The organism is Acinetobacter sp. CAU_H_56 (assembly GCF_058599425.1).
In genome coordinates, this window is sequence record NZ_CM178654.1 from 1,115,312 (window position 1) to 1,134,434 (window position 19,123).

Here is a 19,123-nt window from a genome sequence, read left to right on the forward strand (position 1 = left end):
ACTCTCGGAGTTTTATATTTGTTCAAAAAATAGCATGAATCATCAAGCTAAAGGAGAAAAGGCTGAATAGATTTTATTGAGAAAAGAAACTCTGGATTAACAGCATGCCTCTTTTTAAATATCTATAAAGCTTGTCGCGGAAATTTTTTAAACAACGCAGATTCAAATCTCAAGTGCGACACATTTGTAGTTAGTTGAAAAAGTTAGGTGTATTCGTAGAATCATTGGACTTTTTCAACTCGCAATTGGAAAGCACACAATGAAGAAATACACCCAACTTTCTCAAGATGAAAGATACGAAATTTATGCTACTTTGAAAAGTAAAAGTTCAATCGCTAGCCTTGCTCGGGAGTTAGGGCGTTCACGATCAACCATCTACCGTGAATTAAAAAGAAATACTGGGCAACGTGGATATAGAGCTCAACAGGCAGCGAAATTTGCAAGTCAAAGACGGTACCGTCCTTCATCACCCATGACAGCATTTGCCTTCGCTTATATTGATTACTTGATTGGCTTGGACTGGTCACCAGAACAAATTTTAGGCGCTTTAACACAACGCGGTTGGCTGGATGTACCTTCACATGAGTGGATTTACCAGTACATTTATGAAGATAAATCAAAAGGCGGTAAACTCCACCTACATTTAAGGCATCAGAAGAAATATCGAAAACGAGGTTACAAAAACACGGATCGTAGGGGGCAAATCATTGATAAAACAAGTATTCATTGCCGAGACCAGGTCATTGATCAACGACAACGTTTAGGAGATTTCGAAGGTGACACTGTAATTGGTAAACATCATAAAGGTGCTTTATTAACTCTCGTTGATCGAAAGAGCCTGTACGTACATATTGTTCATTTAGGGCCAACGAGAGCATCCTCTCAAACGATTACTTGTGCATTAGATCGTTTACGGATGAGCCATGCTTATAGTGTTACTTTTGATAATGGTAAGGAATTTGCCGAACACAAAAGAATCACTGATGCCGGCATAGATACGTATTTTGCTGATCCTTACAAGTCTATTCAACGAGCAAGGAATGAAAATACGAATGGTTTAATCCGGCAATATCTGCCAAAATCATCATCGTTTGATGACGTGTCAAACGAACAAATAGAGCAGATAGAATTTGCACTCAACCATCGTCCTAGAAAAACACTAGGTTGGTATACGCCTAGTGAAGTTATGGCTGGTTTTTATACTGTTGCACTTGCCGCTTGAATCCGCCCAATAAAAAACCGCATTCATGAATGCGGTTTTTTGAGTTAACTTTTATAAATTAACGCATTTTTGCCAGGAAACGGCCTAAACGGGTAATCGCTTCACGCAGTTCATTTTCTGCTGGCAGGAACACCACACGGAAATGATCCGGTGTTGGCCAGTTGAAACCAGTACCTTGAACCAATAGAACTTTCTCGGCACGTAACAGATCAAGCATCAGTTTCTCGTCATCCTCAACCGGATAGATTTCAGGATCAAGACGAGGGAAGCAGTACATTGCACCTTCAGGTTTTACACAAGATACACCTGGAATCTCGTTTAGCATTTCCCAGGCAATATTGCGTTGTTCATATAGACGGCCACCTGGGCGGATCAAGTCATTAATAGATTGATAGCCACCGAGTGCAGTCTGAATTGCATATTGTGCTTGATGATTCGCGCAAAGACGCATTGAAGCTAGCATATCCAGGCCTTCAATATAGTCCATTGCACGTGATTTATCACCAGTAATCGCCATCCAGCCTGAACGGTAGCCGGCAATACGATAGGCCTTAGATAAACCATTGAACGATACACATAATTGCTTGCCTGCAAGCGAAGCTACTGATACATGTTCAATGCCATCGTAGACAATCTTGTCATAGATTTCGTCTGCAAACAGGATCAGGTCATATTTCTTCGCCAGATCTACAATTTGCTGTAATACATGACGCGGATAAACCGAACCGGTCGGATTATTCGGGTTGATAATCACGATCCCGCGGGTATTTGGCGTGATTTTGCTTTCCATATCCGCAATATCTGGATACCAGTGATCTTCTTCATCACATTTATAGTGAATCGCAGTACCGCCAGACAGGTTCACTGCTGCAGTCCATAATGGATAATCCGGCATTGGAATCAGCATTTCATCGCCGTCATCCAGCAGGCCTTGCATCGCCATCACGATCAGCTCAGATACGCCATTGCCGACATACACGTCATTCACGTGCATATCCAGAATGCCTTTTTGCTGGTAATACTGGCAGATCGCTTTACGTGCCGGGAAAATCCCTTTGGAATCCGTATAACCAATCGCATTTGGCAGGTTCAGTGCAACATCATTAATGATTTCTTGCGGGGCTTCAAAGCCGAATGGGGCGGGATTTCCGATATTCAGTTTGATAATTTTATGTCCGGCTTCTTCCATCTCGTTGGCCGCTCGTAACACTGGTCCGCGAATGTCGTAGCAAACATGCTCAAGCTTAGACGATTTCTTGATCTCGCGAGGGGGGGTGTTACCAATACCGGACATAATTCCATCCAATTAATTTTTAAGTTAAACCTATAGATTACGCAAATATCACAATCTATGCTGAAATTTCGCTAGAAATTTTTTCATCTCTAGCGTAAATATGGAAGTACTGAAGCATGACATTGAATGTCAAAGATTTAAAGGAGTTAGTGATGGGAAAACTCAATAAAACAGACCGGGAATGGCAAAGAGAGTTATCACCAGAAGAGTTTCGCATTACGCGTGAAAAAGGAACTGAACCGGCATTCACAGGCAAGTACTGGAATACAAAACAGGAAGGGACTTATGTCTGCCGTTGCTGTGGTACACCACTGTTTTCTTCAACCACCAAATATGACAGCGGTTGCGGCTGGCCAAGCTTCTATCGTCCTGTGAGCAGCTCAGTTGTAGAGGAATTACCTGATACTTCACATGGTATGGTGAGAACAGAAATTGTTTGTCATCATTGTGATGCACATTTGGGACACGTTTTCCCGGATGGTCCGGAACCGACTGGCTTACGTTATTGTGTAAACTCGGCCTCTTTAGAATTACAAACACAAGAAAAAACTGACGAGGAAACTTATCCATGACCAGCATTTATCAGTTTGAAGCTGAATTGTTAGATGGGAAAAACAAACGACTTGCAGATTATGAAGGGAAAGTACTTTTAATCGTAAATACCGCGAGCAAATGTGGTTTCACTCCACAATTTGCAGGTCTGGAAAAGCTTTACCAGAAATATAAAGAGCAGGGACTGGAAATTTTAGGTTTTCCATGCAACCAGTTTGGCGGACAGGATCCGGGTTCAAATGAACAGATCGGTGAATTTTGTCAGAAAAATTATGGGGTTTCTTTCCCGATGTTTTCCAAGGTAGATGTTAAAGGTCCAGAAGCGCATGCGATCTTCCGTTACTTGACCAATAATTCCAAAGGAATTCTAGGAAATGGTATTAAGTGGAATTTCACCAAATTCCTGATTGGTCGTGATGGCAAGGTATTAAACCGTTTTGCACCTACCACCAAACCTGAAGATCTCGAAACAGAAATTGAAAAGGTTTTATAAGTTTATTTGAAATGTCTAATTTCTAATAAATAGAAAATAAGTTAAATAGAAGAATAATTTGTAGCCAAAATCCATAAAAAAAACCCACTTCCGGAAAGTGGGTTTTTTATTTATGTTTAGATCTTAAAAGATTAAAGAATCGCTTTTAAACGCTGAATTACCTGCTCACATTGTGCTAGATCAGCGACTAATGCCAGACGCACATGATTTTCACCCGGGTTACCTTGCGTAGTTTCACGAGACAGGTAACGGCCTGGTAGCACTTTGATATGCGCTTTTTCCATTAGCATCTTGGCAAAAGTTTCATCATTGTCCACTTTAAGCCAATAGTAGAATCCGGCATCCGGTTTTTTCAGCGGAAGCAAGTGACCCAATTCTTTCTGGAACAAATCAAACTTGGCACGATACTGTACCCGGTTTTCTTCTACATGCGCTTCATCATTCCAGGCTGCAATTGATGCTAATTGGTGTTGCACCGGCATCGCTGCACCATGATAAGTACGGTATTGCAGATAAGGTTTGAGTAAAGTGGCATCGCCTGCAACAAAACCTGAACGCATACCTGGCAGGTTAGAACGTTTAGACAGGGAGTGGAAAACGACACAGTTTTTATAGTCATCTCGGCCAATCTCGGCACACATTTCCAGTAAACCTGTCGGTGCTTCATCAAACCAGAGTTCTGAATAACATTCATCAGAAGCAATGACAAAATCATATTTGTCTGACAGTGCAATCAGCTTTTTAAACTGCTCTTTAGAAAGAACGGCACCTGTTGGGTTGCCCGGTGTACACACAAATAACAGGGCAGTTTTTTCCCAGACTTCAGCCGGAACTGTATCAAAGTCGCCTAAGTAATCATTTTCTTCAGTACAGTTGATGAAATGAGGTTTTGCACCTGCAAGCAGGGTAGCACCTTCATAAATCTGATAGAAAGGGTTTGGCATCACCACATAAGGCGCATCTTCACGATTGATCAAAGCTTGGACAAAAGAAAAGATCGCTTCACGGGTACCAGAGACCGGTAATACATTGCTGTCTGCACTGATGCTATTGAGTTTAAAACGGCGAGTCAGCCAGTTGGCAATGCTTTCACGTAATTCAGGTAAACCTTTGCTGTTCGGATAAGTTGATAGATGCTGAAAATTATCAATAATCGCCTGTTTCACAAACTCGGGTGCTGGATGCTTCGGTTCACCAATTGAAAGGGGAATCAAAGGCATATTCGCAGGCTGGATATCCGCGAAAAGTTTATTCAACTTTTCAAACGGATATGGATGCAATAAAGACAAGCTAGAGTTCATGAATGTGTTACCGAGCAGTGTGTTAGTGTTGAGCATTGACCTGATGTGAGGCCTCATCCAGAGCAGCTTTTAATGCCGCTGCAAAATTGTCAGACTCTGTTTGGGTCATTGGGCTGCCATCTTTTTTGGTGACAAAGAAAATATCTTCAGCACGTTCGCCAAGTGTGGCAATTTTAGCAGAGTGAATATCCAGACCCTGCATCATAAATAAACCGCCAATTTTCGCAAGTAAACCAGGATGGTCAAGTGTCGCAATTTCAACCATATTCTGGTTTAAAGCTTCATTAAGGGTGATATCGACGGTATTTTCAATATCAAAATGACGTAACTGACGCGGGATGCGGCGCTGCATCAGACCTGGATATTCATCAGAATGACTTAAAGCATCCTGTAAGGCTTCAATCACAGTCGCTTCACGTTCCGGATCGGTCAGGAGCGTGCCAAAACGGTCGAGAACCACATAGGTATCCAGACTGAAAGCTTTGGTTGCGGTAATAATCCGGGCATCCTGAACGTCCAGATTCATGCGATCCAAGACAGCGACCGTGGTAGCGAACAGATTTGGCTTGTCTTGAGTATAGATGAAGATCTGTACGGCATCCTGTGCATACTTACGATGCGCACGCATTAGTACCAGCGGTGCAGGATTATCCCCATGTTCCAGAATGGCACGGGTATGCCAGGCGATTTCATCGGCAGATTCTTTCAGGAAGTAGTCATCGCCCAGTTCCTGCCAGACTTTTTCGACATCATAAAGTGAGAAATGTTCTACCAGACGCTCACTGGCTTCAAATTTGGTATCTTCAATCAGCATCTGGTAATCAACCGGACGGCCCAAGCCAGAACGGATGACATCACGCGCATGAGTATAAAGCTGACGCATCAAAGATGAACGCCAGGTATTCCAGAGTTTTGGATTGGTCGCATTAATATCTGCCACTGTCAGCGTGTACAGATAATCCAGATGCTCCATATCGCCCATTTTTTCAGCAAATTCTTTGACCACATCCGGATCGGAAATGTCTTTTTTCTGTGAAGTCACTGACATGGACAAATGGTTTTCAATCAGCCAGGCAACCAGATTACATTCACGTTCGGTAAAGCCATGGATACGGCAGAACTGAATTGCATCGGCTGCACCGAGTTCACTATGATCGCCGCCACGACCTTTAGCAATGTCATGGAAAATAGCCGCTAGATAAACAATGTCACGCCGTGCTAAGCGCTGGAACACGGAGCTGACCACTGGGAACTCTTTGGCAAATTCAGGTTCCTTGAAGCGGTTCAGATTGCGGATCAAGAGTAGGGTATGCGCATCCACGGTATAGATGTGGAACAGGTCATATTGCATCAGGCCGGTAATTTGTCCGAAAGCCGGAATATATTTGCCCAGGACACCATAACGTTTCATCGCTACCAAGGTTTCATAGAGGCGATGTGGTGAACGAATGATGGCCATAAACAGGGCTTGATGTACCGGATTATCACGGAAATCCTGATCAATACGTTTAGCTGCTAGCGTGAGCAGACGTAAAGTGCGTGCACGAATCCCTTCAATTTCAGGACGATTGGCCAGCAAATAGAAGATTTCCAGAATGGCACTTGGTTTTTCCGAGAAAATCTTGTGATGTTGAACTGCTAACTTGCCATCGACCAGTTTGAAATTTTCATTGATTTCCTCAATCTGGCGTTCATATTGGGGTAAACGTGGGGTAATCACGGACTCATTAAAATAAGCCAGCAGCATTTCATTCAGGGTCGAAACCTGCTGCGCGCTACGGTAATAGCGCTTCATGAACTGTTCGATTGGATAGTTCGGTGACTGACCTTCTTCACGGGTATAGCCAAACATCGCCGCAATATCGCGTTGATAATCGAACAGCAGGCGGTTTTCATCGCGCTTGGTCAGGCGGTGTAAATGATGACGAATTTCCCAAAGGAAGCTTTCAGCTTCTTCGAGTACGGCAAGTTCAAACTCTGAGATAAAGCCCAGATGCACCAAGTCATAAATACGGTTGACACGGAAATGACGTTTGGCAATCCAGCCAATCTGGTTAATATCACGGATACCGCCCGGTGCATTTTTAATATCCGGTTCCAGATTGCTTTCAGTATTATTGTGCTGAGCATAGCGTTTGTGCTGCTCATCCATTTTCGCATCAAAAAAGGTTTTATCAGTCCAAGTTTGTGACACGATCCGGCGTGGCCATTTGGTCAAATTTTCATTGCCAATAATCAGACGTGCTTCGATTAAGGAAGTCGCTACCGTAAGGTCGCTGCTGGCCTGATTGACACATTCATTGATGGTACGAACACTGATGCCCGGTTGGAAATTACCGACATCCCAAAGAGAGGAAATAAAGCTGGAGATCAGCTTTTCCTGCTCTGGAGTGAAATCATCTTCAGAGAGGATCATGATATCGACATCTGAATATGGCAGCATTTCGCGGCGGCCATAACCGCCGACTGCGAAAAGCGCCAAATCAGTCTGATCCAGTCCAGCATGATTCCACAAGAATTGCAGAGCCTCATCAATCAGGTTAGAGCGTGCCTGAATGATGTCACGGATGGATTGTCCATTTTCAAAACATTCCTGAAGCTGATTTTCTACATCGCTACGCCATTGATTGATCGCTTTGATGTCATTGTGACTTTTAATGTAATTCAGCAGCGGGGAGGTATTGATCATGAACAGTGGTCCGTTGTATTTACTTAATTTTGATTCACATTAACTTGGTCTGCAACCTGTTGAGCCAGCTCGCGAGCCTGTTCAATGTTTTCTGCACGCGCAGTCGCGACACCCATACGGCGGCGTTTAAAGCCTTCAGGTTTACCAAATAGACGTAAATCGGTATCGGCATGGGCTAAAGCAAGATTCAGGCCAGAAAATGAAAGATTGCGATCATCGACACCTGCGTAAATCACGGCACTAGCAGCCACACTATGGCGAGCTGTATTGACTGGTAAGCCTAAAATAGCACGGGCATGCAGTTCAAATTCACTCTGGAACTGGGAAGCCAAAGTGACCAGACCAGTGTCATGCGGGCGAGGTGAAACCTCACTAAACCATACTTTGTCGCCTTTGACAAAGAGTTCTACACCAAAAATACCGCAACCGCCGAGTGCTGTGGTGACTTTATTGGCGATACGTTTTGATTCTTCCAGAGCAGCGGGACTCATTGGCTGAGGCTGCCAGCTTTCTACATAGTCGCCTGAGTCCTGACGGTGTCCGATTGGATCACAGTAAGAGGTTTCGATTTCGCCAGTTTTAGGATTCTTAGCCCGTACAGTAAGCAGGGTAATTTCAAAATCAAAATCAATCTGTGATTCGACAATCACTTTGCCCTGATTAACTCGACCACCTGTTTGCGCATATTCCCAGGCAGCATCGACTTCTTCAAAACTTTTCACGCGAGATTGGCCTTTGCCTGAAGAAGACATCACCGGCTTCACAAAGTTTGGATAACCAATGTCATCACAGGCTGCGCGAAAAGATTCCAGAGAATCGGCAAAGCGATAAGCAGACGTCGGTAAGCCTAGTTCTTCAGCTGCCAGACGACGAATGCCTTCACGGTTCATGGTCAGGTTAACTGCTTTGGCAGACGGAATCACGGTGGCAATATTCTGTTCTTCGATTTCAACCAATACTTCTGTTGCAATGGCTTCAATTTCAGGAACAATGAGATGCGGCTGAATTTTTTGAATGAGCTGTTTGAGTTCCGCTGCATCTGCCATATTTAAGACATAAGAAAAATGTGCCACCTGCATGGCCGGAGCATCTGCATAACGATCTGCAGCATGAACTTCTACACCTAAACGTTGCAAGGAAATCACCACTTCCTTACCTAGTTCTCCTGAACCTAGCAATAGAACTTTAAAAGCTGAAGATTGAAGAGGAGTACCAATAGTCACGTTCATGTGTATTATCCATGCTTGATTTTATGGACTTTTAGCATAACAGAACTCAATGCCGAGATAAGCCGAGTTTCATACAAAATTGTGATATTGGCCAGCAGTTTTATTTATAAAAGTTTATAGAGAATCGCATCTGAAATCAGGCAGTTTGCTTTACTGTATTTTTCACAGGGTTTAAATGATAAATCCGGTTTTGCGGATTGAGTTTTTCCATATGCAGAATTTGCTTGTCATTGAGCTGAAGTTGATGGAGAAGTTTCAGACTTTGTATTCTCTTAAAGGCGTAAAAGGGAATGAAAAAAGGACAGATAAAACCAAATATCCAGAGCAGTAAACCAAATCCTGAAAATTGCAGTGCATCGAGGAATACAGTGAAAAAATGGAATTGATGATTTAACATTGCGACAAGTGCAAAGAATAAAAACAGTAAAATTGTACTAAAGCAAAATACATAAATAAGATTTGGAATGCCTTTATGTAGCAGGCTCCATCGGCTAAAAATGATTTGTTTGGGATGCAGATGGATTACCTGTTGAGTCTGATTATATAGGGCAATGATTTTATTTTTGCCATGCTTCTGAATATAAATGACACGGACATGATCTGCGGGTTCAGCAACCACTTCTACAAAATGACCAGTAAAATTCTGTGCATTAATAAAGCATTCAAAATAGCAGCCGGGTAATTCATACTGGTTAAAAATAGCCAACATTTCATCACGTCGATGATGAATAAATATTTTCCCTTCAATCATTTGCTTTGGCTCGAACATGCCAATACTTTCCTTATTTTTCTTCTTATATAAAAAAGACTTATGTATTTAATTTAGCATAAGTCTTGAATGAGATTTCTAATTTTCTAAAAGGCTTAAAAAGGCACGGGGATATAGGTATAAATCAGGCCATAGGTTAAGGCTGCAGTTAAGGTCGCCATGACGATTTTCTTGAACTTAAAATATAGTCCAGCCAGCACAATAAAACCGATCAGCATGGCAAAGCTTTTGTCTGGCGTTTCCAATAAGGGCGGTAAGGTCGCCACAACCAGCATGGAACTGATGGCAGCAATTCCAATCGAACCCAAGGCAATTTTAAGCCATAGTGCACCACGTTTTTGCGAACCCTGCTGAAATTTTTGAATCACATAGAAAGGGCCAAAACGTGAGGCAAAATTGGCAATTCCGACAATAATCCCGACCAAAATAATTTCAAGATTCATGATTGATCTCCTGCATATTCAGGATCTGGTTTTTTCAGCACATAGTGCTTGAACAGGCCGGCCAAAATGCCGGAACTAATGCCGATAAAGATCGCAGCGGAGAGATCGATAAAATAACAGGCAACTGCTGAGACAATAATCGTGATGGTTACCACAAAGGTATGTTTCTTTTCAAAGGCTGCTAACAAGAAACTCAAGAACAGGGCAGGTAGCAGAAAATCTAGAGCCGCCTGCAAGAATTGTGGCAGATGACTGACCTGATCAGCAAATAAGCCGCCTAGAAATGAACCTGTCGCCCAAGACAGCCAGCTAAACAGACTCAGACCGAGCATCCATGATTCTGACCATTCTTGGCGCCGTTGTGACAGCTTGATCATACCTGAAGCAAAGACTTCATCAGTAAGACCCCAAGCCCAGACTGCGGTTTTCTTCAGGTTTAAACGATCTTGAATCAGGTTTTGTAAAGCTGGGCCGTATAAAAGATGACGAATGTCTAAAGCAATCACGGTCAGTGCAGTCATCCAGATCGAAGTACCGCTACCAAGTAGTGCTACAACTAAAAACTGACTGGCACCGGCATACATGGAGCAGGACAGAAATAAGGCTTCCCAGGCAGTAAAGCCGAATTGGGTGGCGGAAACGCCAAAGGCAAAGGAGACCGGAAGGTAAGTAAATATAATGGCCTGGCTATCTTTGGCACCTTGCCAGAAACCGGCAGGTTGCATCGCTACTGGATTGTGGTCAGACACAAAACACCTTGAGGGAGAGAGTTAAAACAGGGATTAAATCAAGATTGTGTATTGTACGCGAATTTACTAGCATAGTGCCGAAATGTTTAACTGGCGATTCTGATATGTTGATGTTCAAGACACGTGCAATGCTGGTCGGTGTTTTAATCGGCAGCACCTTATTTCTTCAAGCTTGTGGAAATGACAGTCAAGCGCCAAAAGCCGAAATTAAAGCGGCACCTAAACTCTCTAATGATGCGACCACTTATGCCAATGCTGCATGGCAATTCATGAATGAAGTCGATCCGCTGGTTTATAACAAGGAAATGGAACAGATCGATGCTCAGGTACGTCAACCGGCCCGTAAATTGAGTACTGACTGGCGCATTAATGTGAAAATGACTGACTCAGTGACGGAAGGAAAATATGCCTTATGTCGCAAGGCTTTAACCAGTCTGGAAATCTGGGCACGTAGCACTGTTGAAAATAGCAGTAGCGTGGCACAGAAACAGGCCGACTATGAACGTGATAAACAGCAATGTCAGGGAGCGATTGCTCATCCTGAACTGGGAAATACTGATCCAAAGCAGAAAGGTAATGCAGTAGCTGAACAGTCTTAATCGGGTTTTATAATCTTCAGGCGGGACTTCGGTTCCGCTTTTTTGTTATAAAAAAACGATTCTATTTATATGAATAAACAATAATTAAAATTAAGAAAGATTGCCCTGAATCATTAAAAAAGTTCTATAATTGACTCATAATCAAGCGATTTAGAGATAAAAGTTAATTTTTGGAGTCATTTTAAATGTTTAATAAATTGTTTTTAGCGATAAGTCTGAGTGCAGTTTTAGTAAGTGCAGTACAAGCGTCTCATGCGTGTGAAGTGGCACCATGTACCAATGGCTTCGATAGCGTCAATGTCTGTGAATTGCGTTCTTAAATTTTAAATCCATCTCCCTATAGAAAAAATTAAACAGCAAAAAATAAAAGAAGCCTCAGAATAAGGCTTCCCATACATTAGACGATCATGTCTTAAAGCAACATGAACAGACGTTCTAGATACAACACTGCTCCGCCCAAAAGAATACTGAGACCGCAGAACAAACGTAAAGAGTGCCAAGACATGATGTTTCGTCCTACTGTATTGATTTATGTTGAAAGTGCTTCCAGATAACGGCGATTCACTTCCTTCCAGTTCACTACATTAAAGAAAGCGGCAATATATTCAGGACGACGGTTCTGGTATTTCAAGTAGTAGGCATGTTCCCAGACATCCAGACCTAGAATCGGGGTATTGCCATGCATGAGGGGTGAGTCCTGATTGGCGCTGCTTTCTATGATAATGGTTTGATCAGGTGCCACGCTGAGCCAAGCCCAGCCACTGCCAAAACGGGTCAGGGCTGCCTTGGTAAAAGCTTCTTTAAAGGCTTCAAAGCCGCCAAGCTCCTTGTCGATCGCCTGTGCAATTTCACCTTCAGGATTGCCACCACCATCTGGACTCATTACTGTCCAGAACAGGGAATGGTTGGCATGACCGCCGCCATTATTAATCACATTATTTTTCAAATCTTCAGGTACCTGATTGGCTTTGCTCACCAGTTCTTCCACAGAAAGATCTTCCCATTCTGTGCCTTCAATACCTGCATTGATGTTGTTGATATAAGTTTGATGATGTTTGGTGTGGTGGATTTCCATGGTTTTAGCATCAATATGTGGTTCCAATGCATCATAAGCATAAGGGAGTTCGGGAAGGGTATAGCTCATTTTTAATTGTCCTTAAGCGTGATTGAGTGAGTGGAATTTTCGACTAAATTTTAAAATACGCTTGAGTTGCATTAAATACAATGAGAATTATTATCATTTATGTTATGGGATGAGGTTTTTATAAATAGGATGTAAATATGCGTATGAAAATGGCAAGAAGCCAAATTTGGTAACAAAAAAGCCCCGAATGATCGGGGCTATTTTTTGGTTTCAAACTTATACGTTGAAACGGAAGTGCAGAACGTCACCGTCCTGAACAATATAAGTTTTACCTTCTAGACGCCATTTACCAGCTTCTTTAGCGCCAGCTTCGCCGTTGTACTGTACGAAGTCATCATAAGCAATACATTCTGCGCGGATAAAGCCTTTTTCGAAGTCAGTATGAATGACACCCGCTGCTTGAGGGGCAGTAGCACCGACTTTAACCGTCCAGGCACGAACTTCCTGAACACCGGCAGTGAAGTAAGTTTGCAAGCCTAGCAGTGAATAGCCTGCGCGGATTACCACGTTCAGACCCGGCTCTTCCATATCCATTGCTTCCAGGAATTCGGCACGGTCTTCATCTTCAAGCAATGAAATTTCAGCTTCGATCTGGTTGCAAAGTGGAACCACGATTGCATTTTCAGCAGCTGCCAGTTCACGTACCGCATCGAGGTGCGGGTTGTTTTCAAAACCGTCTTCTGCCACATTAGCGATGTACATAGTTGGTTTAAGTGTTAATAGACCAAAGCCACGAACCAGTTTACGTTCGTCATCATCTAGATTTGCTGCACGGGCAGGTTTGCCTTCATCTAAAAGAGGTAGGATTTTTTCTAGAACGGCTTTAGTGGCTACAGCTTCTTTATCGCCACCTTTTGCAGACTTCGCCAGACGAGTCACTGCTTTAGTCACAGTTTCAAGGTCAGCCAGTGCAAGTTCAGTGTTAATGGTTGCGATGTCATCAAGCGGATCAATTTTTCCGTTGACGTGAATCACGTTTTCATCTTCGAAACAACGGACAACATGAGCAATAGCATCCGTTTCACGGATATTCGCCAGGAACTGGTTACCCAGACCTTCGCCTTTAGATGCACCAGCCACCAGACCCGCGATATCCACGAATTCCATGGTAGTTGGTACCACACGTTGTGGTTTTACGATTTCAGCAAGTTTGTCCAGGCGTGGATCAGGCACAGGCACGATACCGGTGTTTGGTTCAATCGTACAGAATGGGAAGTTTTCCGCAGCAATTGCAGCTTTAGTTAATGCATTGAAAAGCGTAGATTTACCAACGTTAGGCAGGCCTACAATACCACAATTAAAACCCATGAAATAACTCACAAAGCGTTATATAAAAATTGCCAGTGATTTTACATGAAAGCCATGACAAAGTCAGGTCATGGCTGGGTGCTTTATTGAAAACTTATGAAATAGATGTTTTTAAATTTTACGTTTGTCGAGCTGATTCGATAGGGTGTCACCTGTGGCCTGAACCAGCATCACCAGTATCACCAGCACCACAATCACCGCCAGCATGATCTGCATGTCAAAACGCTGATAGCCATAACGGTAGGCGATATCACCCAGACCACCAGCACCAATAGCACCGGCAATCGCCGAGGAGTTAATCATGGTCACCAAAGTGACAGTAAAACCGGCCACAATACCCGGTAAAGCTTCAGGTAATAACACATGCCAGATAATCTGCTTACGGTTACAGCCAATCGCTTGTGCAGCTTCAATCAGACCCTGATCGACTTCACGTAAACTCACTTCAGCAATACGCGCAAAGAAAGGAGTCGCAGCTAACGTTAAAGGTACAACTGCTGCCCAGACACCATAACTGGTACCGACAATCCAGCGGGTAATTGGAATTAAAGCCACCATCAAAATCAGGAAAGGCACCGAACGGGTAATATTCACAACCCAACCCAAAGCCTGGTTAATTGGCTTGGATGGATAAATGCCATGTTCAGAGGTGCTGACCAAAATAACGGCCATCGGTAAACCAATCAGAAAGGCAACGATCGCTGATACACCAACCATGATGAGGGTATCGGTGGTTCCCGTTAGTAATAAATCAATGAGTTGGTCGTGCATAGCCAATCGCCTCAATCTGTGCAATGTGTTGTTTTAGTTTTTGCTGAAGTAAGTTCGTGTCCAGATTCAGATCAGCAACCGCGACAATGAGGCTGCCGACCAGATGGTTCTGGATACTGTCGATATGACTTTGATAGAGATGCACCGGATGCTCGAACTGTTCGAAAATCACTTTCAAATCTGGGGAATATTGAACACTAGAGGCATAGCGCAGTTTGATAATGCTATGCGTGGTATCTGTTGTCACTTCAGGACTGATCGAAAATGGCAGTTCCAGCTGTTCCAGATTCAGCAGTTCCTGGGTAATCTGTTGCTGTGGATTAGAAAAGACAGACCAAACTTCACCGGATTCAACAATTTCACCCTTTTCAATTACGACGACCTGATCGCAAATTTCACGAATGACTTGCATTTCATGGGTAATCAGTACAATAGTGATGCCAAGTTTCTGGTTAATTTCTTTGAGCAAAGACAGCACCACTGAAGTACTTTCCGGATCCAGTGCAGAAGTGGCTTCATCACAGAGTAGAATCTCCGGGTGATGCACCAGCGCACGGGCAATGCCAACACGCTGCTTTTGTCCGCCGGATAGCTGGGAAGGATAGTTCTGTGCCTTATCGCTTAAGCCAACCAGTTGCAGTACTTCATTCACGCGTGTATCAATGTCTGATTTTTTATAATTCGCGACTTTTAAAGGCAATGCCACATTTTCCCAGACAGTTTTGGCAGACATCAGGTTGAAGTGCTGGAAGATCATGCCAATGCGCTGACGTAACTGGATCAGTTCAGCATGGGTGAGTCCTGCCAGATCCTGCTGGTGGATATGGATATGACCCTCACTGATCTGTTCCAGACCATTTAGAGTGCGTAGCAGTGAAGATTTACCAGCGCCACTTTTACCGATAATCCCGAAAATTTTACCTTCAGGAATATCTAGGTTGATGTTCTTTAAGGCATGTACCGATTTGCCTTGTACTTCATAATATTTGTTCAGATTGCGGATTTTAATATGCGGGACGGAAAACGCCACCTGAGAACCAAAACTCACCATAGTATTCTCCTTATTTCCAGCCCGGGAACCAGAGCTTCGCACCAAAGTCAGCATCTAATGCTTCCTTCACGCGAGGTGAGTTCTGATAGATTTCAACAAATTTTTTCAGCTTGTCATTTTTGTCCTGATAGTCCTCACGTACGGCAAACAGGATTGCATAACGGTTGTCTTTGTTAGAGTCAAATAACAATGCTTGTTCTGGATCAGCTGTTTTAGCCAGACGTAGGTAATGCGGGTAACCGAATGCCAGATCAACATCATCAATGGCACGAGCGGTTTGTGGACCTTCAACTTCAACAAACTGAAGATTTTTCGGATTCACTGCAATATCTTTCAGGCTTGACAGGTGGTTGTTTGGATCTTTCAATGTCACTAGATTCGCCTGTTGTAATAACAGTAGCGCACGTCCCTGATTGACTGGATCGTTTGGTACCACAACTTTCGCGCCGTCTTTAAGTTCATCCAGACTGTTAATTTTCTTGGAATACAAACCAACATGTGTCGCTGCACCTTTGGCAAAGGCTTTGATCTTGAAATCAGTTTCTTTTTTAGCATTGTCCAAAAATGGCTGATGCTGGAAGAAGTTGGCATCAATATCGCCATGATTTAGGGTAATGTTTGGAGTATTCCAGTCAGAAAACTCAACCAGTTTGACATTTACGCCTTGCTGTTTGGCTTCTTCGGCTGCGACCTGCAAAGGTTTAGCAAAAGATGGGCTGATCCCAATCACCAGTTCATCCGAACCGGATTTCTTTTGCTGGTTCCACATCACCAGCCCAATGATGATGGCAGCAATAATTACCCCAATAATGGTGAATTTTGTTTTAGCGGTTTGTGCCATGTTGCACCTCAAAATGAATTTATGCTGATTGTTTTTGCTTTAAGTTTGTGTTCGCTGTTGAGGCGGATTTTTGACATCGGAATTGCTGTACTGGATGCGCACTAGGTAAGCGGTCTCCTTGCTGAAACAGTTTGTGTCTGAAACTGCCTTGTTCATATTCAGTTTTATAGCGTCCGCGCTGATGTAATTCAGGAATCACAAATTGGATAAAATCCTGATGTGATTCAGGTGCCACCGTACGGGTCAGGTTGAAGCCATCAATACCGGTATCATCAATCAGCTGAATCAGTTTTTCTGCCACGGTGGCGCCACTGCCAACGATCAGTGGATAACGTCCACCCAGCACATGTTGAGCCTTTAGGTCATTGGGTGTGATCTGCTGCTCTTTAAATTTGTCATTAACCGTCGCAATACTGTTGGTCTTCTTGTACGGGATCGGCTCATCATCGGCAAATTTGGCCAAGTCAATGCCAACCGAACTGGAGTAATGTGCAAGACCAGCTTCAGGGCTGGCGTAAGCACGGTATTCATCCAGTTTTTGCTGTGCCAGTTCATCTGTTTCTGCGGTTACCACGGTAATGCCGACAAAAATCTTGATCGCTTCAGGATCACGACCTTGTTCAGTTGCCTGACAGCGGATCTGATCGACCTGTTTTTTGAGCTTGTCCGGATGGTCACCGCCAATAAACATCCCTTCTGCATGCTGGGTAGCGAAAGCCATACCACGTGGTGAAGCCCCGGCCTGGAACAATACAGGGGTACGCTGAACAGAAGGGGAAACCTGGAATACACCCTGACTGCGATAAAACTGGCCTTGGTGATTGATCTGATGGACCTTGGCTGGTTCAGTAAAAATTCGATTTTGCTTATCTTTTAAAACCGCATCATCTTCCCAGGAGCCTTCCCAGAACTTGTAGCACAGTTGTAAAAATTCCTCGGCCTGTTCATAGCGCAGATCATGGTCTTTCAGGCCATTTTCACCAATCAGACGTTGTGCACTGTCCAGATAACCGGTGACAATATTCCAGCCGATACGGCCATTGGTCAGGTGATCCAGACTGGCAAAACGACGGGCGAACTGATAAGGCGACTCATAGCTGAGATTGACTGTTATACCAAAACCGAGATTTTCAGTTACTGCTGCCATAGCAGATACCAGCGTACTTGGGTCATGGCTTGGTAACTGAATCGATTCTCTTAGCGTCAGATCAATACCATTCTGATAGACGTCATAGACCCCAGTAATGTCGGCAATAAACAGACCATCAAATAGGCCTTTTTCTAAAGTTTTCGCCAGATCAGTCCAGTAGCTGAGCTCATTAAAGCGATGCGATTCATCACGAGGATGAGTCCACAAGCCGTGATTGATATGCCCCACGCAATTCATATCAAAGGCATTCAGCAAGATTTTTTTTGCTTTTGGATTAGTCGTTGTAATTGTCATTACAATGTCCCCCGGCGTGGAGGCAGAACACCATTCAGTAAATAATTGGCAATAAAATAATATTTCCAGCGTGAAGCATCATGCAGGGTATGCACGCGGGCATTACGCCAGAAACGATCCAAGCCATCTTCACGCTGGCTACCACGGCTACCGGCCAGTTCAATCAGTTTGGATGATGCTTTTAAGGCGGTTTCACTACTGTGTGCACGCGCTTTAGCCACATCCAGAGAAGCTCTGGCCACGCTGGTTTCAGTCGGATTGGCTTTGGCAGTATCGACAGAGCGGGCGGCCTGTTTCAGTAACACTTCAGAAGCACGCACATCAGCCACGACGCGACCGAGTTCAAATTTAGTCAGCGGATCATCGGTGGCTTTATCCACACCCGAATCAATCCACGGACGCGCCTGACGTACACGGTTTAAGGTTTCTTCGAATGCAGCACGGGCAATGCCGGTTTCAATAGAGGCATGCAGTAATTGTGCGAAAGGGCCCGAAATGGTTGGGTGCGAATAGGCCGTATCAAAACGTACCACATCTTCCTCAAGCACATGCACGTTGTCGAATTTCACCGTGCCGCTGCCAGTGGTACGCTGGCCAAAACCGCTCCAGTCATCAATCAGGGTCAGACCTTCACTGTCACGTGGGACAAAGGCCAGGAATTGCTGTTCGCTTTCATGCACGACCAGTGTCGGAATGCGGTGCGCAAACAGGCTGCCGGTGCAATAGAATTTTTCGCCGTTAATGACATAACCTTGCTCTGCTTTGCGGATGGCAGTTTGACGTTGAGCGGCAGTCTTGGTTTTAAACTCAGCCAAGGCATTACCAAAACGGGCACCTTTTAGGACTTCGGCATAGAGTTTCTGTTTTTGTTCCTCTGTGCCGTTATTGCGCAGGATTTCCAGACCATAGAAATGGTTTTGTGGAATCTGACCGATTGAACCATCCACACCGCTCATTAGGGCAATGACTTGTGCCACGGTATAGTTAGACACTTCTGCACCACCATATTCTTTTGGTACAGTAATCGCCCAAAGTCCGGACTGGCTATAAGCCTCGATCTCTTCGAAAGGAAGAATACGTTCGGCATCACGCTGTACAGCACCAGCCTTGAACTGCTTTGCCAGATTATGGGCAATTTCCAGTGCTTCTTCATCAGATTTGATGATGTGCGCATGCGCCAGCTGTTCGGATTGAAATGGAACAATATTTTGAAATGAAGTCATG

General features: G+C 43.9%; 19 protein-coding genes. 5 read left to right on the plus strand and 14 right to left on the minus strand.

Translation table 11 applies throughout. From position 1 onward, the window contains the following. Nucleotides 1–259 precede the first annotated feature (259 nt). Nucleotides 260–1,222 (plus strand): IS30 family transposase, encoded by a 963-nt coding sequence (locus AC4MCC_RS05480; protein ID WP_005095842.1) that lies wholly within the window; start codon nt 260–262, stop codon nt 1,220–1,222. Nucleotides 1,223–1,280: 58 nt separating this feature from the next. On the opposite strand, the gene AC4MCC_RS05485 is transcribed toward AC4MCC_RS05480, so the two are convergent. Next, entirely contained in the window at nt 1,281–2,516 is a 1,236-nt protein-coding gene (locus tag AC4MCC_RS05485) for a pyridoxal phosphate-dependent aminotransferase (protein WP_004784132.1), read from the minus strand. Between the two features lie 152 nt (nt 2,517–2,668). On the opposite strand from AC4MCC_RS05485, the gene msrB reads away from it, so the two are divergent. Both msrB and AC4MCC_RS05495 read left to right on the plus strand, forming a co-directional pair. Further along, the gene (msrB, locus tag AC4MCC_RS05490; protein ID WP_004784131.1) at nt 2,669–3,088 is read left to right on the plus strand and encodes a peptide-methionine (R)-S-oxide reductase MsrB; all 420 of its coding nucleotides are present in this window, start codon (nt 2,669–2,671) and stop codon (nt 3,086–3,088) included. Further along, a complete protein-coding gene (locus AC4MCC_RS05495; protein ID WP_491876707.1) occupies nt 3,085–3,561 on the plus strand; it encodes a glutathione peroxidase in 477 nt (158 codons plus the stop codon). The genes msrB and AC4MCC_RS05495 overlap by 4 nt, the downstream gene beginning before the upstream one ends. A 131-nt stretch (nt 3,562–3,692) precedes the next feature. Here the strand turns inward: AC4MCC_RS05495 and dapC are convergent, their stop codons facing one another. From dapC to AC4MCC_RS05525, 6 genes are all read right to left on the minus strand, one after another. Further along, nucleotides 3,693–4,862: a succinyldiaminopimelate transaminase gene (dapC, locus tag AC4MCC_RS05500; protein WP_419374629.1), complete on the minus strand. Its 1,170-nt coding sequence runs from the start codon at nt 4,860–4,862 to the stop codon at nt 3,693–3,695. A gap of 22 nt (nt 4,863–4,884) precedes the next feature. Beyond that, nucleotides 4,885–7,551: a [protein-PII] uridylyltransferase gene (gene glnD, locus AC4MCC_RS05505; RefSeq protein WP_491885777.1), complete on the minus strand. Its 2,667-nt coding sequence runs from the start codon at nt 7,549–7,551 to the stop codon at nt 4,885–4,887. 23 nt (nt 7,552–7,574) lie between these two features. Then, the gene (gene purT, locus AC4MCC_RS05510; protein ID WP_419365561.1) at nt 7,575–8,789 is read right to left on the minus strand and encodes a formate-dependent phosphoribosylglycinamide formyltransferase; all 1,215 of its coding nucleotides are present in this window, start codon (nt 8,787–8,789) and stop codon (nt 7,575–7,577) included. A 127-nt stretch (nt 8,790–8,916) separates the two neighbouring features. Next, nucleotides 8,917–9,549 (minus strand): hypothetical protein, encoded by a 633-nt coding sequence (locus tag AC4MCC_RS05515; protein ID WP_419365529.1) that lies wholly within the window; start codon nt 9,547–9,549, stop codon nt 8,917–8,919. Between the two features lie 95 nt (nt 9,550–9,644). Next, entirely contained in the window at nt 9,645–9,992 is a 348-nt protein-coding gene (gene ygaH, locus AC4MCC_RS05520) for an L-valine transporter subunit YgaH (protein WP_419365530.1), read from the minus strand. Further along, on the minus strand, nt 9,989–10,717 hold the full coding sequence (locus AC4MCC_RS05525) for an AzlC family ABC transporter permease (RefSeq protein ID WP_179993099.1): 729 nt from the start codon (nt 10,715–10,717) through the stop codon (nt 9,989–9,991). The genes ygaH and AC4MCC_RS05525 overlap by 4 nt, the downstream gene beginning before the upstream one ends. 128 nt (nt 10,718–10,845) lie before the next feature. On the opposite strand from AC4MCC_RS05525, the gene AC4MCC_RS05530 reads away from it, so the two are divergent. Both AC4MCC_RS05530 and AC4MCC_RS05535 read left to right on the plus strand, forming a co-directional pair. Then, a complete protein-coding gene (locus AC4MCC_RS05530) occupies nt 10,846–11,340 on the plus strand; it encodes a hypothetical protein (protein ID WP_159123256.1) in 495 nt (164 codons plus the stop codon). A gap of 185 nt (nt 11,341–11,525) precedes the next feature. After that, on the plus strand, nt 11,526–11,660 hold the full coding sequence (locus tag AC4MCC_RS05535) for a hypothetical protein (RefSeq protein ID WP_340810753.1): 135 nt from the start codon (nt 11,526–11,528) through the stop codon (nt 11,658–11,660). Nucleotides 11,661–11,869: 209 nt separating this feature from the next. Here AC4MCC_RS05535 and AC4MCC_RS05540 read toward each other — a convergent pair whose 3' ends face one another. The 7 genes from AC4MCC_RS05540 to AC4MCC_RS05570 form a co-directional block, all read right to left on the minus strand. Continuing rightward, on the minus strand, nt 11,870–12,484 hold the full coding sequence (locus tag AC4MCC_RS05540; RefSeq protein ID WP_312157597.1) for a superoxide dismutase: 615 nt from the start codon (nt 12,482–12,484) through the stop codon (nt 11,870–11,872). A 216-nt stretch (nt 12,485–12,700) separates the two neighbouring features. Continuing rightward, nucleotides 12,701–13,792 carry a redox-regulated ATPase YchF gene (ychF, locus tag AC4MCC_RS05545; RefSeq protein WP_005236355.1) on the minus strand — a complete coding sequence of 364 codons (1,092 nt, stop codon included), beginning with the start codon at nt 13,790–13,792 and terminating at the stop codon, nt 12,701–12,703. Between the two features lie 111 nt (nt 13,793–13,903). Then, nucleotides 13,904–14,563, minus strand: coding sequence for a methionine ABC transporter permease (locus AC4MCC_RS05550; RefSeq protein ID WP_419365532.1), 660 nt, complete (start codon nt 14,561–14,563; stop codon nt 13,904–13,906). Beyond that, nucleotides 14,544–15,614: a methionine ABC transporter ATP-binding protein gene (locus AC4MCC_RS05555; RefSeq protein ID WP_419365533.1), complete on the minus strand. Its 1,071-nt coding sequence runs from the start codon at nt 15,612–15,614 to the stop codon at nt 14,544–14,546. Before AC4MCC_RS05555 ends, AC4MCC_RS05550 begins: the two co-directional genes overlap by 20 nt. Nucleotides 15,615–15,624: 10 nt before the next feature. Further along, nucleotides 15,625–16,455 carry a MetQ/NlpA family ABC transporter substrate-binding protein gene (locus AC4MCC_RS05560; protein WP_419365534.1) on the minus strand — a complete coding sequence of 277 codons (831 nt, stop codon included), beginning with the start codon at nt 16,453–16,455 and terminating at the stop codon, nt 15,625–15,627. A 19-nt stretch (nt 16,456–16,474) separates the two neighbouring features. After that, nucleotides 16,475–17,899, minus strand: a complete 1,425-nt coding sequence (locus AC4MCC_RS05565; protein ID WP_491885778.1) for an LLM class flavin-dependent oxidoreductase — start codon at nt 17,897–17,899, stop codon at nt 16,475–16,477. Continuing rightward, a complete protein-coding gene (locus AC4MCC_RS05570) occupies nt 17,899–19,122 on the minus strand; it encodes an SfnB family sulfur acquisition oxidoreductase (RefSeq protein WP_491885779.1) in 1,224 nt (407 codons plus the stop codon). The genes AC4MCC_RS05565 and AC4MCC_RS05570 overlap by 1 nt, the downstream gene beginning before the upstream one ends. Nucleotide 19,123 lies beyond the last annotated feature (1 nt).

Bases quoted from the DNA above. Each gene is read 5' to 3' on its own strand.
- AC4MCC_RS05560 (WP_419365534.1), bottom strand. From the start codon at position 16,455: ATGGCACAAACCGCTAAAACAAAATTCACCATTATTGGGGTAATTATT.
- AC4MCC_RS05535 (WP_340810753.1), top strand. From the start codon at position 11,526: ATGTTTAATAAATTGTTTTTAGCGATAAGTCTGAGTGCAGTTTTAGTA.
- dapC (WP_419374629.1), bottom strand. From the start codon at position 4,862: ATGAACTCTAGCTTGTCTTTATTGCATCCATATCCGTTTGAAAAGTTG.
- glnD (WP_491885777.1), bottom strand. From the start codon at position 7,551: ATGATCAATACCTCCCCGCTGCTGAATTACATTAAAAGTCACAATGAC.
- AC4MCC_RS05485 (WP_004784132.1), bottom strand. From the start codon at position 2,516: ATGTCCGGTATTGGTAACACCCCCCCTCGCGAGATCAAGAAATCGTCT.
- AC4MCC_RS05565 (WP_491885778.1), bottom strand. From the start codon at position 17,899: ATGACAATTACAACGACTAATCCAAAAGCAAAAAAAATCTTGCTGAAT.
- AC4MCC_RS05530 (WP_159123256.1), top strand. From the start codon at position 10,846: ATGTTGATGTTCAAGACACGTGCAATGCTGGTCGGTGTTTTAATCGGC.
- AC4MCC_RS05525 (WP_179993099.1), bottom strand. From the start codon at position 10,717: ATGCAACCTGCCGGTTTCTGGCAAGGTGCCAAAGATAGCCAGGCCATT.
- AC4MCC_RS05540 (WP_312157597.1), bottom strand. From the start codon at position 12,484: ATGAGCTATACCCTTCCCGAACTCCCTTATGCTTATGATGCATTGGAA.
- AC4MCC_RS05495 (WP_491876707.1), top strand. From the start codon at position 3,085: ATGACCAGCATTTATCAGTTTGAAGCTGAATTGTTAGATGGGAAAAAC.
- ygaH (WP_419365530.1), bottom strand. From the start codon at position 9,992: ATGAATCTTGAAATTATTTTGGTCGGGATTATTGTCGGAATTGCCAAT.
- AC4MCC_RS05515 (WP_419365529.1), bottom strand. From the start codon at position 9,549: ATGTTCGAGCCAAAGCAAATGATTGAAGGGAAAATATTTATTCATCAT.
- AC4MCC_RS05550 (WP_419365532.1), bottom strand. From the start codon at position 14,563: ATGCACGACCAACTCATTGATTTATTACTAACGGGAACCACCGATACC.
- AC4MCC_RS05555 (WP_419365533.1), bottom strand. From the start codon at position 15,614: ATGGTGAGTTTTGGTTCTCAGGTGGCGTTTTCCGTCCCGCATATTAAA.
- AC4MCC_RS05480 (WP_005095842.1), top strand. From the start codon at position 260: ATGAAGAAATACACCCAACTTTCTCAAGATGAAAGATACGAAATTTAT.
- ychF (WP_005236355.1), bottom strand. From the start codon at position 13,792: ATGGGTTTTAATTGTGGTATTGTAGGCCTGCCTAACGTTGGTAAATCT.
- msrB (WP_004784131.1), top strand. From the start codon at position 2,669: ATGGGAAAACTCAATAAAACAGACCGGGAATGGCAAAGAGAGTTATCA.
- AC4MCC_RS05570 (WP_491885779.1), bottom strand. From the start codon at position 19,122: ATGACTTCATTTCAAAATATTGTTCCATTTCAATCCGAACAGCTGGCG.